Below are 15,370 nucleotides of genomic sequence, written 5' to 3' on the forward strand. Positions count from 1 at the left end.
CAGAAGTGAAACGCGGTAGCGCCGATGGTAGTGTGGCATTCGCCATGCGAGAGTAGGACACTGCCAGGCACCCAATTAAACGGTGATGTGAAAACACATAGCCGGCTGCGAGGATGACACCTCACAAGAAGCGGCAAATGATTTAGCGCAAGCTAACCGAATGCGGAGCGGTAGTTCAGTCGGTTAGAATACCGGCCTGTCACGCCGGGGGTCGCGGGTTCGAGTCCCGTCCGCTCCGCCACTAATTTGAAGGCCTTCCCTGATGGGAAGGCCTTTTTGCTATGGGTGGTTTTATCAAGTGACCCACAGGTTTGCACACCAGAACCAACACAAAGCCCAGTCTGACGACCGGGCTTTGGTGTTTTTAGTGTGTTAAACCAGCCAATGGCTGGCTTTTACCTGTCGGAAGGATCGTAAGACAGCCGGTTATTTCCACCATTTTCTGGCTATATCCGAGCCTTATCAGCCATTTGAGCGAGTTTACAGGCGGCCAAATCAGCCTTCTGCTGGTTGCAGGGCAGTTCCATATTGACCACCCCCTCGTCCATCTGCACATCGATCTTGAAGCCAAGCCGTTTGGCGAGGTTGACCATGCCGCGATTGCTGGGCATGGTCATGCCGGATAGCTGGCCAATCCCCTGCTCTTTGGCGTAACGGATGATCTTCTCCATCATCAATTTGCCGAGCCCCACCCCTTTCAAGTCCGATCGCACCAGAATGGCAAACTCGGCATCGCTCTGGTCCGGGGTCGAAATGGCGCGCACTACGCCGAGGATCTGATCCTGCTGCTCGCCATCTTGCCCCACAGCCACGAAGGCCATCTCCCGGTCGTAATCGATCTGGGTCATGCGAGCCAGCTCTTCATGGCCCAGCTCGCCCACATCGGCAAAGAAGCGTTTGTACCTGTCTTCATCAGAGACTTGCAGCACGAACTGCTTGTGAGCCGGTTCATCTTCCGGCCGGATCGGGCGCAGCAGGATATGGCGCTGATCCTTAAGCCAGGCACCCTCCTCCAGTTCGGTAGGATAGGGACGGATCGCCAGTCGGTTGCTGGTCGGGATGGTGGGGTCAGCCAGCGTAAGGCTGGCATCCAGTACCACCATTTCGGCACCGCACGCTTGTAGCGGGTGCAGGTCCAGCTCCTGAATCTCCGGAAAGGCGAGTAATAGCTCGGAGAGCTGGCAGAGCACCTGACCGAGGGCATCGATATCCAGTCGCTCCGGCGTGGCCTGCTCACGGATCTTGCGACTCTTGAGTGCGCCAATGATCTGGTAACGAGCCAGCGCCTGATTGAGCGGCGGTAGCGCTGCTACCATCTCCTGTGGTTCGGCGCCCGATTCCCCCAGCAGGATGACGGGGCCAAAGATGGCGTCTTGCTGGATCCGTACCCGCAGTTCGAGGCCGCCGCTGCGGCGAGCCATCCGCTGCACCAGCAAGCCTTCGATACGGGCGCCCGGATCATGTTGTCTGACCCTGTCCAGAATGGCATCTGCCGCTTGTGCCACTTCGGCCGAGGTGCGCAGGTTGAGGACCACCCCGTGTACCGCAGACTTGTGCAGGATATCGGGCGATCGCAGTTTCACAGCTACCGGATAGCCGATCTGCTCGGCAGTCAGGGTCGCCTCGATGGCGTCGGTGACGATCCAGGTTGGCAGGGTAGCGAGCCCGGCAGCCTGCAAGATAGGGTGGGCGAGATGTGTATCCAGCCTCAGCTGTTTGCGGTCTTGCGCCTGGCGGATCAGCTGCTGGCACTGCTCGCCATTGAGCTGGTTGCCATGCAGGGATGCCGGGGTTTCCATCAACTGCTTCTGGTTGCGGCGGTATTCCACCATGTGCATGAAGGCGGCCATGGCGCTTTCCGGCGTGCGGTAGGTCGGGAAGCCCGCCTCGGTAAAGAGTTTGCGCCCCTCCTGCGCCGAGTATTCGCCCGCCCAGTTGGTGAGGATATTGAAACGGCGCGCTCTGGGATGCTGTTTCAGATGGGCTATAAGATGGCTGGCCAGCGGCGCGCTCGGTGCCGTGAGCGAGGGGGCGTGGATAATCAGGATGGCGTCGATGCCGTCTTCCTGCAACACGCTGTCCAGCGCCTCCTGATAGGTGGTGATGGTGGCATCGCTGCCGATATCGAGCGGCGGGCGAGCCAGCTTGCCGCCCCGCTCCAGCAGCACATCTACCGCCATATTGGCCAGCCCGCGACCGTTGGAGATGATGGCGAGCCGCTCTCCCTTGAGGGTCATGGAGTGGCTGAGGGTTTCCACCGCGGCAAACAGTTCGTGGGTATCCCGTACCCGCAGCATGCCGGCGCGACGGATGGCGGCATCATAGACATTGTCGAGACCGTGGGCCGGATCGTGGCGCCCGCTTTTCAGCACCAGGATCGGCTTGTTGCGCGAGGCTGCCCGCGCCGCCGAGAGAAAGTGGCGGGCGTCGTGCAGCTTGTCCATGTAGATCAAGATGGCGCGGGTGACGCTGTCGCGGGAGAGCTGATCCAGCAGCTGGCCGAAGTCGATGTCGCAGTGATCACCCAGGGAGATGAAGGCGGAGAAGCCCAGCTCATGCTGCTTGGCCCAATCCAGAATGGTGGTGCTGACGGCGGCGGATTGCGAGAGAAAGGCGACCTGCCCCGGCTTGGCGGCAATGGGGGAAAAGCTGGCGTTGATCCCCTGGCCGGGCAGCAGCATCCCCATGCTGTTGGGGCCGAGCAGGCGAATGCCATATTGTTGGCAGATCCGTTTCAGCTCCAGTCGCTCCTCGGGGGAAAAGTCGGCGGCCAGTATGATGGCCGCCCCCGCGCCCTTCTGGCCGAGCGCTTCCAGCAACGGCAAGACCCGCTCCCGCCTGGTGCAGATGATGGCGAGATCCGGGGTCAGCGGCAGGCTGGCGATATCGGGATAGGCCAGCACGCCGGCGATGGCCTTGTTGCGCGGGGTGACGGGGAGGATGGGCCCTTTGAACTGGCCCGCCAGCAGGTGGCGCACGATCACATGACCCGCCTTGAGCGGGTCGGTCGAGGCGCCGATCACGGCGATTGAGTGGGGTTTGAACAGCCGATCCAGACCGCTTGCTTTCATGGGCACTCCCGACAAAAGGGGGAAGATACCAGTCTAATACGCCTTTGCTGCGGGTTCTGTGACCGGATCCTGATCACCGTTTGTTGAGGGCATTGGCACGCAGATAAAAGCGCAGTTCGCCTTGCACCCGGCGAATGGCTCCCAGGTGGCGTTCCTGCAGATAGATATCCTGCTCCCGGTCGAGCGCCGTGCTGGGCACGCCCATGCTTTGCAGATACTCGTCAAACAGGGTTGAACCCTTGATCTCTACCAGATGCTGTTTCATGGCTCTCCTCCCTGCGCCTTGGCGTTTGTTGATGAACGCCCAGTCTGCGATGACCTGTCGGGTTTGCCTATTGTCACTTTTGACACGAGATTTGACACGAGAGCGCTCACACATCTTTCAGAGAGGGCGCCGTTGAGGTGCTGGCTGGCGTTATAGTATGGCGAGGAGCATGAGGCACGGATGGTGCGCAGGATGATCAGAGTCTGGTGGTGGTGCATGGCACTGTGGACGGTTGGCGCAACGGCAACCGAGCAGCCTATCCGCGCCTGGAATCTGCTGCTGGATCATCCCAACCCCGCCGTCGTCCAGTTGCTGCGCCTCTCCCTCGATCTCACAGTGCCCGAATATGGCCCCTACCAGCTGGTTTCCAGCCCGCAGATGGAGCAGGGGCGGGCAGTGAAGGAGCTGCGCAGCGGCGAGCTGGTTCAGGTCGGTGTCTTTGCCCCCGATGGTGAGCGAGAGCGGGAGTTGCTGGCAATCCACATTCCGCTGGCCAAGGGGCTGCTGGGGTGGCGGGTGTGTCTGGTTCGGCAGGGGGATGAGGGGCGTTTTGCCGCGATCGGATCGTTGGCGGACTGGCATCGCGCCGGGCTCTCCATCGGTCAGCATAGATCCTGGCCAGACACCCAGTTGCTGCGGGCTAACGGCCTCAAGGTGACGGTGGGCAATCTCTATGAGGCGCTCTTCAACATGCTGCGCAAGAAGCGCTTTGACTGCTTCCTGCGCTCGGTCATCGAGGTCGAGGATGAACTGCGGCAGCACACGGATCTCGCCATCGAGCCCCGTCTGGTGTTTCGCTATCCGCTGGCGCTGCTCTTCTTTGTCTCGCCAAAATATCCGGAGCTGGCGCAGCGCATCGAGCTCGGCCTGCAGCGGGCGCGGCAGTCTGGTGCTTTTGACCGGGTCTTTGAAGAGGGATTTGGCAGCACCATTCGGCGGCTGAAACTGGATGAGCGGGTGCGCCTCGAGCTGCACAACCCCGACTTGCCGCTGCCCAGCCGCATCATGATGGCCGATCCGGCCCTTATCTATAATCCGGTGTCAGCGCAGTGAGCCCTGATTCTGCGCGGTATCCCAGAAGGCGCGGATCAGCGGCTCCTCCAGCCGCTTCTTGAGCACCCCGATCCCCACATCAAATGGCTTGAAGGCTGGCTTGAGGTCGATGATACGCACCTTGTCGCCGAGCGGGCTGTGGTCGATCACCGCCGCTGGCACCAATCCTACGCCACAGCCGAGCGCCACCATGGCGACGATTCCCTCGTTACCCGCCACTTCGGCATAGATGTTGGGGGCGATCCCCTTGTTGCGAAACCACTGATCGCTGCGTTTGCGGGCCAGCCCCTGCTCGGAGAGGATAACTGGCAGCTGCTCCCAGTCCGGCTCGCCCTGACGGAACCACTGGTTCAGCTGCGGGGCATTGCGCGGCGCGATAAAGACCAGCGGCACCAGCTGCAGGCTGGCGAACTCCAGCTTGGCGGGCAGAGCATCGGGACGGGCGGCGATGGCGAGATCGGCCTCGTCGGCCAGAATCTTGTCCACCGCCAGCGCCGGGTCGCCGGTCTCCAGCTTGATCTCCAGCTGGGGGTAGCGGCGGCGAAAGCGCTCCAGTACCTCGGGCAGCAGAAAGTAACTGGCGGTGACCGAGCAGAACACCCGCAGCCGCCCCTGCAGCGGTTCATCGCTGCGTTTGAGCTCCTGCTTGAGCTGGCGCCACTCCTGCAACAGGCCGCCACCAAACTCCCGCAGTTTCTCGCCGGCGGGGGTAAGCCGCACCGAGCGGTTGTCCCGCTCGAACAGGATGCAGCCGGTCTCCTGCTCCAACCGCTGGATGGCGCGACTCAGGGTGGAGGGGCTGACCGCCATGGCATCGGCGCTCTTGCCGAAGTGGAGGGAGTCGGCGAGGTGGAGAAACAGCTCGAGATTGCGAAGATCCATCTTTCAGCTCCTGGCGCGGCATGTGTGCCCGATATCCAGCGGTTGGCGGCTTGTTTCTGCCATCTCGCGGTACATTCAGCAGGCAATTATGAAGGGTGAGCGTTTCAGTTATTGCAACGTACTGTTTCGAATATATCAGTTCAGGCAATAAGTGTCCCGCGCTATAGTGGTTCAGACAACGCCGCTATCCGGCATGGAATCAATCGAACGGAGCAATCACCATGGCTAACTATTTCAACACCTTGAACCTGCGTCAGCAGTTGGCCCAATTGGGCAAGTGTCGTTTCATGCAGCGCGAAGAGTTCGCGGACGGCTGCAACGTGCTGAAGGGCAAGAAGGTGGTGATTGTGGGCTGTGGTGCCCAGGGTCTGAATCAGGGTCTGAACATGCGCGACTCCGGGCTGGATATCTCCTACGCCCTGCGCAAGGCTGCCATCACCGAGAAGCGTGCCTCTTGGCAGAAAGCCACCGACAACGGCTTCGTGGTCGGCACCTATGAAGAGCTGATCCCGACCGCCGATCTGGTGCTGAACCTGACTCCGGACAAGCAGCACTCCGACGTGGTGAAAACCGTGATGCCGCTGATGAAGCAGGGCGCCGCGCTGGGTTACTCCCACGGTTTCAACGTGGTGGAAGAGGGTCAGCAGATCCGCTCCGACATCACCGTCGTGATGGTGGCGCCCAAGTGCCCGGGTACCGAAGTGCGCGAAGAGTACAAGCGTGGCTTTGGTGTGCCGACCCTGATCGCCGTTCACCCGGAAAATGACCCGAAAGGCGAAGGCATGGCCATCGCCAAGGCGTGGGCCTCTGCCACCGGCGGCGACCGTGCCGGGGTGCTGGAATCCTCCTTCGTGGCGGAAGTGAAATCTGACCTGATGGGCGAGCAGACCATCCTCTGCGGCATGCTGCAGGCCGGTTCCCTGCTCTGCTACGACAAGCTGGTTGCCGAAGGGACAGACCCGGCCTACGCCGGCAAGTTGATCCAGTTCGGTTGGGAGACCATCACCGAAGCCCTGAAACAGGGTGGCATCAGCCTGATGATGGATCGCCTCTCCAACCCGGCCAAGCTGCGTGCCTTCGAGCTCTCCGAGCAGCTCAAGACCCTGATGCGCCCGCTGTTCGAGAAGCATATGGACGACATCATCGCCGGTGAGTTCTCCCGCGGCATGATGGCCGACTGGGCCGAAGACGACATCAAGCTGCTGACCTGGCGCGGAGAGACCGGCAAGTCCGCCTTCGAGAACGCCCCGGCGTTTGACGGCAAGATCGCCGAGCAGGAGTACTTCGACAAGGGTCTGGTCATGGTGGCCATGGTCAAGGCCGGGGTCGAGCTGGCGTTCGAAACCATGGTGGCCTCCGGCATCTACGAAGAGTCCGCCTACTACGAATCCCTGCACGAGCTGCCGCTGATCGCCAACACCGTTGCCCGCAAGCGTCTGTACGAGATGAACGTGGTCATCTCCGACACCGCCGAGTACGGTAACTACCTGTTCGCCAACGCTGCAGTGCCGTTGCTGCGCGAGCACTTCATGCCGACCCTGAAAGCGGGCGATCTGGGGGCCAGCAAGGCGGAAGGGCAGAGCGTGGATAACCTGGCGCTGCTGGCGGCCAACGAAGCGACCCGCAACCACCCGATCGAAAAAATCGGTCAAGTACTGCGCGGTTACATGAAGGACATGAAACGCATCGCCGTTGGCGGTTAAGTCTGCATCGGGCAGGATGATGATGGGGCGGGGATGACGATCCCCGTCGCCGGTCGGGCTGGACACCCGACCGGCCAGCCAGAAAAATCAGCCTGACAGTCATAATAAAGCCCCGCTCATCGAGCGGGGCTTTTGCATTCAGAAAGGCCGGATAAATCAGGCTTTCCACGCTTTCCAGGTGTTGATCAGACCGTTGGTGGAGCAGTCGTGGCTGGTGACAGCCTCGTTGTTGCCCAGCTCCGGCAGGATCTTGTTGGCCAGCTGTTTGCCCAGCTCCACGCCCCACTGGTCGAAGGAGAAGATGTTCCAGATTGCGCCCTGTACGAAGATTTTGTGCTCGTACATGGCGATCAGGGCACCCAGCGTTTTCGGGGTCAGGCTCTTGAACAGGATGGAGTTGGTCGGGCGGTTGCCTTCGAACACCTTGAACGGCACCAGATCCTTGACCTGCTCCAGGGTTTTGCCTGCAGCCAGGAACTCGGCTTCAACCTCTTCCTTGCTCTTGCCGAAGGCCAGCGCCTCGGTCTGGGCGAAGAAGTTGGCCAGCAGTTTCGGATGGTGGTCACCGATCGGGTTGTGGCTGATGGCCGGCGCCAGGAAGTCACAGGGGATCAGCTTGGTGCCTTGATGGATCAGCTGGTAGAAGGCGTGCTGGCCGTTGGTGCCCGGCTCACCCCAGATGATGGGGCCAGTCTGGTAGTCAACTGGCTTGCCGTTGCGATCCACGTACTTGCCGTTGGATTCCATGTTGCCCTGCTGGAAGTAGGCAGGGAAGCGGTGCATGTACTGGTCGTACGGCAGAATAGCTTCGGACTCGGCACCGTAGAAGTTGTTGTACCACAGGCCGATCAGCGCCAGCAGCACCGGCACGTTCTGCTCATAGGAGGCAGTGGCAAAGTGCATGTCCATCTCGAAGGCGCCTTGCAGCAGGGCTTCGAAGTTCTCGAAACCGACAGACAGGGCGATGGGCATGCCGATGGCAGACCAGGAGGAGTAGCGGCCGCCAACCCAGTCCCAGAATTCGAACATGTTGTTGGTGTCGATGCCGAACTCGGCCACGGCCTTGCCGTTGGTGGAGAGGGCTGCGAAGTGCTTGGCAACGTGGGCCTTGTCACCGGCGATGTTGATGAACCAGTCGCGGGCGGTCAGGGCGTTGGTCATGGTCTCCTGGGTGGTGAAGGTCTTGGAGGCCACCAGGAACAGGGTGGTTTCCGGATCGATCTTCTTCAGGGTCTCGGCGATGTGGGTGCCATCGACGTTGGAGACGAAGTGCATCTGCAGATGGTTTTTGTAGGGGCGCAGTGCCTCGGTGATCATTACCGGGCCCAGATCGGAGCCACCGATACCGATGTTGACTACGTGCTGGATCGCCTTGCCGGTGTAGCCTTTCCACTCGCCGGAGATGATCTTCTCGCAGAAGCCCTTCATCTTGGCCAGTACGGCGTTCACTTCCGGCATCACGTCCTTGCCGTCGCACTCGATGGGGCGGTCGGAGCGGTTGCGCAGGGCCACGTGCAGTACGGAGCGCCCTTCGGTCATGTTGATCTTGTCGCCATTGAACATGGCATCGATCGCGCTGCGAAGATCGGTCTCTTTGGCCAAATCAACCAGCAACTTGAGGGTTTCTTCGGTGATCAGGTTCTTCGAGTAATCAACCAGGATGTCGCCGCCGAAGGTAAGGGAAAACTTGTCAAAGCGCTTCGGGTCCTGCGCGAACAGATCCTTGAGTCGGGTCTTTTTGTTTGCTGCAAAGTGGGCTTCCAGTGCCTGCCAGGCCTGGGTTTGGGTTGGATTGATATTTTTCATAGGATTCCTGAAATGCCAAGTTGTGTTTGAACCTTGCAGGCAAGGTCCCGCCAAACCTTATTATCCGAGCATTATAGCGAGCCGATCGGGCGGCCCGTGTAACAGATTTTTACCGATTGTCTTTTACCGCAATGGGTCACTGTCGGGAGCATACAACCAGAACATTGGGATTATGTGTCACGAAAGCAAGGCGGATCTTGCGCTTGCTCATGATTGGGGCCACCCCGATAGCCTGAAATTGTTTTCATCCGGTTGGCGTGGTTATGCATCGACATTGCCATGGGCTGGGGCCAGAAACAACAATGCCAGCCCGAAGGCTGGCATTGTCTGTTGCAGCAGAACCGCGATCACGCCTGCGGTTTTTGCATGTGCATCACCATCTGCGGGAAGGGGATCTCGATGCCTTCGGCATCAAAGGTGAGTTTCACCTTCTCGTGGAAGTCGAACCAGACACCCCAGTAGTCAGCGGTTTTCACCCAGGGGCGCACCACGATATTGACCGAGGAGTCGGCCAGCGCGGCAACGGCGATGGTGGCTGCCGGATCTTTCAGGATACGCGGCTCTTCGCTTACCAGACGCTCGAGGATCTGTTTGGCCTTGCGCAGGTCAGAACCGTAGCCGATGCCAAAGGTCATATCGACGCGGCGGGTATCCATACGCGAGTAGTTGACGATGGTGCCGTTGAGGATGGCGGAGTTCGGGACTACCACCATCTTGTTGTCACCGGAGGTGAGGGTAGTGGTAAAGAGCTGAACGGACTGCACCACACCCGCGGTGCCTGCCACTTCGATAAACTCGCCCGCCTTGATGGGGCGGAAGATGATTAGCAGGAAGCCGGCAGCGAAGTTGGAGAGCGAGCCTTGCAGCGCCAGACCGATGGCCAGACCGGCGGCACCGATAATGGCGACGAAGGAGGCTGTCTGCACGCCGACTCGGCCCAGCGCGGCGATCACCACGAACACCAGAATGGCGTACTTGAGGATGCTGCCGACGAAGTGGGTAATCGTGGTATCGAGCTTACGGGTTTGCATCACCTTGAACACACCACCGCTGATGAGGTTGGCAGCGATATAGCCGACCAGCAGGGTCAACAGGGCGGCGGCGATATTGACGCCGTATTCGATCAGCAGTCCCTGATTATTGACCAGCCAGGTCTGCGCTTCGGTAATGATTTCGGGTTCCATAGGATGTCCTGTCAGGTTCTAAAAGGTTTATGGTGGATAAATCTAACACCGCAGCGCGACAGTACGGGTCGCATCTGGTACTTCTTTTCTGCCATAAAAACCTGACACAAAAAAGAAGGGAGGCCAAAGCCTCCCTTCTTTTTGCTGAATGACGCGAAAAAACCATCAGCTCTGCAGCAGCTGGCTGCGGATAAATTGCCACTGATCTTCGAAACCGGCGGTCGGCTTGAGCTTGAACTCGGAGCGCACGAACTGGCTGATGCGGCCTTCGGTGTAGGCCAGCAGCAGATTGGCCAGCATGGTCTCGTCGAGCTGGAAGCCTTGACCCTCGCGCAGTCGCTTCTCGCGCAGCACCTGTTTGATCTGGGTTTCCAGCTTGTCAAACAGGATGCTGATGCGATCCCGCAGCCGATCGTGCTCACCCAGCAGGGCATCGCCATTGAGGATGCGGGTGATGCCGGGATTGCGTTCGGCGAACACCAGCAGCAGCTGCAGGATATGGTGGCAGCGCGCCATGGTGTCCTTCTCTTCCGCCATGATCAGATTGACCCGTGACAGCAGGGAATCCTCGATAAAGTCGATCAGCCCCTCGAACATCCGCGCCTTGCTGGGAAAATGTCGATAGAGGGCTGCTTCAGAGACGCCGACCTCGGCCGCCAGACGGGCCGTGGTGATGCGCTGACCCGGACTGGTTTCCAGCATATGGGCGAGCGCTTGCAGGATCTGATCGCGCCGACTCTGTTTCTGATTACTGCTTGCCATGGATTCCCCTAAAAAAACAATGGCTTGATTCTGTTATTAAGCACCGCCCATTGGGCTGGTGTGGTCTGTTATTGGCGACCAGAAGAACCAAAACCGCCTTCACCCCGTTCGCTCTGATTGAACTCATCGACCAGTTGGAAGCTGGCCTGAACTACCGGCATGATCACCAGCTGGGCGATGCGCTCGCCGGGTTGCATGGTGAACTCATCTTTGCCGCGGTTCCAGACCGAGACCATCAGCTGACCCTGGTAATCGGAATCGATCAGACCGACCAGGTTGCCCAGCACGATGCCGTGCTTATGGCCGAGACCAGAGCGGGGCAGGATGGTGGCACACAGACCCGGATCCTGGATGTGAATGGCCAGACCGGTCGGCACCAGGGTGGTATCACCCGGAGCCAGAGTCAGCGGCGCATCCAGCAGTGCGCGCAGATCCATGCCGGCAGAGCCGGGAGTGGCGTAGGCGGGCAGCGGGTACTCGGTACCGATACGGGCATCCAGAATCTTCAGTTCAATTTGTGTAGTCATGAATCGCTTTTTCAGTTGGATCTTGTATTGGCGCCCCTCTTGGCAAGGGCGGGGCGCCGTGAGTCTTGTTCTTTCGGGACGCTCAGTGCCGGTAGTGGCGCGCAATCAGGGCGATCAGGTGACGGGCCAGCGTCAACTTGTCAGCCAGCGGCAGCGGGGCCTGGCCCCCTTGCCAGAACACGGTCAGGGCGTTGTCATCGGCGTTGAAGCCTTGCCCCTCGCGGGACACATCGTTGGCGGCGATCATGTCCAGCCGCTTACGCTGCAACTTGTCGAGGGCGTATTGTTCCACATCCACGGTTTCGGCGGCAAATCCGACGGTGAAGGGTTTGTCTGAAAGGGCACCAACGGCCGCGATGATGTCGGGGTTTTTCACCAGCTTCACCACCATCTGGTCGTTGTCGCCGGTTTTCTTGATCTTCTGGCTGGCCACCTGCTCAGGACGATAGTCGGCCACTGCCGCGCAGCCGATGAAGAGGTCGCACTCGCCGACCCGGCTCATCACCGCCTGATGCATCTGCTCGGCGCTCTCGACATCGATGCGGGTGACGCCAGCTGGTGTAGCCAGCGTTACCGGGCCGCTCACCAGCGTCACCTCGGCGCCCGCTTCACGGGCAGCGCGAGCGATGGCGTAGCCCATCTTGCCGGAGCTGTGGTTGCTGATGTAGCGCACCGGATCGAGCGCCTCGCGGGTCGGGCCGGCGGTCAGCAGCAGCTTGACGCCCGCCAGCAAGGGCTCGGCGGCCAGCTGCTGGCAGCAGCGCTCCACCAGTTCGAGGGGGTCCAGCATCCGGCCCGGGCCCACATCGCCACAGGCCTGGCTGCCGGAGTCCGGCCCCCACAGCAGGACGCCGCGGTTGGCCAGGGTCTTGAGGTTGGCCTGGGTGGCTGCGTTGAGGTACATCTGCTGGTTCATGGCGGGCGCCAGGGCGACCGGTGCCGGGGTGGCCAGACAGAGGGTGGTGAGCAGTTCGTCGGCCATGCCGGCCGCCATACGGGCCATCAGGTTGGCGCTGGCGGGGGCGATCAATACCAGATCGGCCCACTTGGCCAGCTCGATATGGCCCATGCCCGCTTCGGCAGCCGGATCCAGCAGGCTGTCCGCCACCGGATGGCCGGAGACCGCCTGCAGGGTCAGCGGCGTGATGAACTCCTTGGCGGAGCGGGTCATCACCACCCGCACCTCGGCACCCTGATCTTTCAGACGGCGTACCAGTTCGGCACTCTTGTAGGCGGCGATCCCGCCGCTGACACCCAACAGGATGCGTTTATCGGCCAATCTCATCTGCTGTTTCTCTATCCGGCTCACTTTGACTGGTCGGCTAAGATACCACAGGCAATGGATGACGACAGGGGTTGGCATCAAGGGGTGTGGTCGGGCGCGCGCAATTTTTTGCTATGTTTTTTCTCAACAGGGATGAGGGAGAGACAAATGAGCATCAAAGAGTGGCCGGAAGATGAACGCCCCAGAGAGAAGTTGCTGCGTCAGGGGCCCGCGGCGCTCTCCGATGCCGAGCTGCTCGCCATCTTTCTGCGCACCGGCATCAATGGCCTGAGTGCAGTGGATCTTTCACGCAACCTATTGAATCAATTCGGCTCTTTGCGCAGCTTGCTGGGGGCGGATCAACAGGCATTCTGCGAGGCGCACGGCCTTGGCCCGGCCAAATATGCCCAGTTGCAGGCGGTGCTGGAGATGGCCAGACGCCATCTGGCCGAGCAGCTGCAACGGGGCGATGCCCTCACTTCACCCCAGCTGACCCGCGACTATCTGCAGGCCCAGCTGCGGGATCGGCCACGCGAGGTGTTTGCCCTGCTGTTGCTCGACAATCAGCACAGAGTCATTCAATTTGTTGAGCTTTTTTTCGGCACCATCGACTCGGCGAGCGTCTGGCCAAGAGAAATCGTGCAGATCGCGCTCAAACATAATGCAGCCGCGGTGATTCTGGCGCATAATCACCCGTCCGGCGTCGCCGAGCCCAGCAGGGCCGACCGCCAGATCACGGATCGGATCACGGCCGCTTTGGCCCTGATCGATATCAGAGTGCTGGATCACTTGGTGATCGGTGATGGCATCACGGTTTCTTTTGCCGAGCGCGGTTGGCTATAACTGTGCTCTGGCACCGTATTAGTTGATCTTTGATCACGGATGCTGTATAAAATGCCGCCTTCTGTTTGCCCCGCAATCGAAGGCCAGCGGGGCAGATATTTGCTCGAGCAATGAAGTAAGATTTGGAGAGACTGACATGTCTAGAGTATGCCAAGTAACCGGCAAGCGCCCGGCAGTTGGTAACAACCGTTCGCACGCTAACAACGCTACCAAGCGTCGTTTCCTGCCGAACCTGCACACTCACCGTTTCTGGGTTGAGAGTGAAAAACGCTTCGTAAGCCTGCGCGTATCCGCAAAAGGCATGCGTATCATCGACAAGCGTGGCGTTGAAGTGGTTCTGGCTGAACTGCGCGCCAGCGGTGTTAAGGTATAAGGAATTAGATCATGGCTAAAGGTATTCGCGAGAAAATTCGCCTGAACTCCAGCGCCGGTACTGGTCACTTCTATACCACTACCAAAAACAAGCGCACCATGCCCGAAAAAATGGAGATCAAAAAGTTTGATCCCGTTGTTCGTCAGCATGTGATCTACAAGGAAGGCAAAATCAAGTAATTACTTGATGCTGCATTCCCAAAAACCCGGCTTCGTGCCGGGTTTTTTTATGCGTCGAATTCAGTACACTGCCGGTTCAAAGGGAGACTTGCCATGTTCAAATTGAGCCGCAAAGGCTGGAATAACGTGATCATCGTGGTGGTGCTGATCGTGATCACCCTGTTGCATCGTATGGAGTTGGCCCAGCAGGAGAATAGCGCCAAGCGCGCTCGCCCCTTGCTGCCTGATGAGGCTGTGGTGCTCACCTGGCAGGGGCCGAGCTGGCAGATTGAGCGGATCGGTCAGGGCTGGCGCAGCGGGCCGGATCTGGGGCTCGACAGCGCGCAGCTGGATGCCCGGCTGGCACGTTGGCAGGGCTGGTTGTTACCCCCCGGTGAAGCGGTACGCGGTGCGCCGGTGACCATCAAGGTGTGGATTGCCGGCCAGAACGATCCGGTCGAGATCGGCCTCTATCAGAATAGCGGTCAGTATGGTGCCCAGCTGCCGTCCGGTCTCTGGCTCGCCCTCACAGCCGAGCAGTATCGCGATCTGCTGCGCCCTGCCCCCTGAGTTCCTTTTCCTTGCGAGGTACCCATGCCTGAATTGCCAGAAGTTGAAGTCAGCCGTCAGGGGATCTCCCCCTGGCTCACCGGTATCAAGGTGACGCGCGTGGTGGTGCGGGATGGCCGCCTGCGCTGGCCGATCCCCGGTGAGATTCAGGAGCTGGTGGACCTCACCATCCATCGGGTGCGCCGCCGTGCCAAATACCTGCTGCTGGAGACCGATTTCGGCACCGCCATCCTTCATCTGGGGATGTCCGGCAGCCTGCGGGTACTGGATATCGGCACCCCGGCCGAGAAGCACGACCACGTGGATATCGAGCTGGAGAATGGCAAGCTGCTGCGGCTAAACGATCCGCGCCGCTTCGGCGCCCTGCTCTGGACCAGGGAACCGGCCGAAGCCCATACGCTGCTCGCCAAGCTGGGGCCCGAGCCGCTCACCGATGCCTTCAGTGCTGATTACCTGCAGGGGCGTGCCAAGGGGCGCAGCACTGCCATCAAGCAGTTCCTGATGGACAATCAGGTGGTGGTCGGGGTAGGCAACATCTACGCCAACGAGGCGCTCTATGCCGCCGGCATTCACCCCAAACGGGCGGCGGGCAATATCAGCGCCGAGCGGCTGGGAACCCTGGTGGCCGAGATCAAGCGGGTGTTGGCCGAAGCCATCCGGCAGGGCGGCACCACCCTCAAGGATTTCACCAGTGCCGATGGCAAGCCAGGCTATTTCGTGCAGCAGTTGCAGGTCTACGGCCGTGGCGGTCAGCCCTGTTTCCACTGTCACACCCTGCTGACCGAGACAAGAATGGGGCAGCGTACCACGGTTTTTTGCAGTCATTGCCAGCGCTGAGCGTACTTTTTTCCCCGATCCGGGGGAAGTTGTAACAGCATATTTCCAGGCTGTTGAATATTTGCGCAGTCA

Annotated in this window: 15 protein-coding genes and 1 tRNA gene; 8 read left to right on the top strand and 8 right to left on the bottom strand. The window is 60.1% G+C overall.

All coding sequences use genetic code 11. From position 1 onward, the window contains the following. Window positions 1–164 precede the first annotated feature (164 nt). A tRNA-Asp gene (locus G5193_RS20840) sits at window positions 165–241 on the top strand. Window positions 242–446: 205 nt separating this feature from the next. On the opposite strand, the gene G5193_RS20845 is transcribed toward G5193_RS20840, so the two are convergent. Both G5193_RS20845 and G5193_RS20850 read right to left on the bottom strand, forming a co-directional pair. After that, a complete protein-coding gene (locus G5193_RS20845) occupies window positions 447–3,071 on the bottom strand; it encodes a GNAT family N-acetyltransferase (RefSeq protein ID WP_421207220.1) in 2,625 nt (874 codons plus the stop codon). A 73-nt stretch (window positions 3,072–3,144) separates the two neighbouring features. Beyond that, window positions 3,145–3,336: a hypothetical protein gene (locus G5193_RS20850; RefSeq protein WP_005339486.1), complete on the bottom strand. Its 192-nt coding sequence runs from the start codon at window positions 3,334–3,336 to the stop codon at window positions 3,145–3,147. Window positions 3,337–3,528: 192 nt separating this feature from the next. Here G5193_RS20850 and G5193_RS20855 point away from each other — a divergent pair, with 192 nt between their 5' ends. Next, complete coding sequence (locus tag G5193_RS20855) at window positions 3,529–4,389, top strand: hypothetical protein (RefSeq protein ID WP_421207222.1); 861 nt, start codon at window positions 3,529–3,531, stop codon at window positions 4,387–4,389. On the opposite strand, the gene ilvY is transcribed toward G5193_RS20855, so the two are convergent. Beyond that, a complete protein-coding gene (gene ilvY, locus G5193_RS20860) occupies window positions 4,378–5,271 on the bottom strand; it encodes an HTH-type transcriptional activator IlvY (protein ID WP_005342097.1) in 894 nt (297 codons plus the stop codon). The genes G5193_RS20855 and ilvY overlap by 12 nt on opposite strands. Window positions 5,272–5,492: 221 nt before the next feature. Between ilvY and ilvC the strand changes: the two genes are divergently transcribed. Then, on the top strand, window positions 5,493–6,974 hold the full coding sequence (gene ilvC / locus G5193_RS20865) for a ketol-acid reductoisomerase (RefSeq protein ID WP_421207224.1): 1,482 nt from the start codon (window positions 5,493–5,495) through the stop codon (window positions 6,972–6,974). A gap of 156 nt (window positions 6,975–7,130) precedes the next feature. Here the strand turns inward: ilvC and pgi are convergent, their stop codons facing one another. From pgi to coaBC, 5 genes are all read right to left on the bottom strand, one after another. Further along, window positions 7,131–8,780, bottom strand: coding sequence for a glucose-6-phosphate isomerase (gene pgi / locus G5193_RS20870; RefSeq protein ID WP_421207226.1), 1,650 nt, complete (start codon window positions 8,778–8,780; stop codon window positions 7,131–7,133). Between the two features lie 347 nt (window positions 8,781–9,127). Beyond that, window positions 9,128–9,964 carry a mechanosensitive ion channel domain-containing protein gene (locus G5193_RS20875; protein ID WP_421207228.1) on the bottom strand — a complete coding sequence of 279 codons (837 nt, stop codon included), beginning with the start codon at window positions 9,962–9,964 and terminating at the stop codon, window positions 9,128–9,130. Window positions 9,965–10,129: 165 nt separating this feature from the next. Further along, the gene (slmA, locus tag G5193_RS20880) at window positions 10,130–10,726 is read right to left on the bottom strand and encodes a nucleoid occlusion factor SlmA (protein ID WP_005339495.1); all 597 of its coding nucleotides are present in this window, start codon (window positions 10,724–10,726) and stop codon (window positions 10,130–10,132) included. 68 nt (window positions 10,727–10,794) lie between these two features. Then, window positions 10,795–11,253, bottom strand: a complete 459-nt coding sequence (gene dut, locus G5193_RS20885; RefSeq protein WP_005339498.1) for a dUTP diphosphatase — start codon at window positions 11,251–11,253, stop codon at window positions 10,795–10,797. Window positions 11,254–11,335: 82 nt separating this feature from the next. Continuing rightward, the gene (coaBC, locus tag G5193_RS20890) at window positions 11,336–12,538 is read right to left on the bottom strand and encodes a bifunctional phosphopantothenoylcysteine decarboxylase/phosphopantothenate--cysteine ligase CoaBC (protein ID WP_421207230.1); all 1,203 of its coding nucleotides are present in this window, start codon (window positions 12,536–12,538) and stop codon (window positions 11,336–11,338) included. Window positions 12,539–12,685: 147 nt separating this feature from the next. On the opposite strand from coaBC, the gene radC reads away from it, so the two are divergent. The 5 genes from radC to mutM all read left to right on the top strand — a co-directional run bounded on the left by radC (window position 12,686) and on the right by mutM (window position 15,298). Continuing rightward, entirely contained in the window at window positions 12,686–13,360 is a 675-nt protein-coding gene (gene radC / locus G5193_RS20895; RefSeq protein ID WP_421207232.1) for a RadC family protein, read from the top strand. A gap of 136 nt (window positions 13,361–13,496) precedes the next feature. Next, on the top strand, window positions 13,497–13,733 hold the full coding sequence (gene rpmB, locus G5193_RS20900; protein WP_005307492.1) for a 50S ribosomal protein L28: 237 nt from the start codon (window positions 13,497–13,499) through the stop codon (window positions 13,731–13,733). Window positions 13,734–13,744: 11 nt separating this feature from the next. Beyond that, window positions 13,745–13,912 (top strand): 50S ribosomal protein L33, encoded by a 168-nt coding sequence (rpmG, locus tag G5193_RS20905; RefSeq protein ID WP_005307500.1) that lies wholly within the window; start codon window positions 13,745–13,747, stop codon window positions 13,910–13,912. 93 nt (window positions 13,913–14,005) lie between these two features. Then, window positions 14,006–14,461, top strand: a complete 456-nt coding sequence (locus G5193_RS20910) for a hypothetical protein (RefSeq protein ID WP_421207234.1) — start codon at window positions 14,006–14,008, stop codon at window positions 14,459–14,461. A gap of 24 nt (window positions 14,462–14,485) precedes the next feature. After that, window positions 14,486–15,298: a bifunctional DNA-formamidopyrimidine glycosylase/DNA-(apurinic or apyrimidinic site) lyase gene (gene mutM, locus G5193_RS20915; protein WP_236563701.1), complete on the top strand. Its 813-nt coding sequence runs from the start codon at window positions 14,486–14,488 to the stop codon at window positions 15,296–15,298. Window positions 15,299–15,370 lie beyond the last annotated feature (72 nt).

Source organism: Aeromonas sp. 601027, from assembly GCF_049174455.1.
In the GTDB taxonomy this organism is placed as follows: Bacteria; Pseudomonadota; Gammaproteobacteria; order Enterobacterales; family Aeromonadaceae; genus Aeromonas; species Aeromonas veronii_A.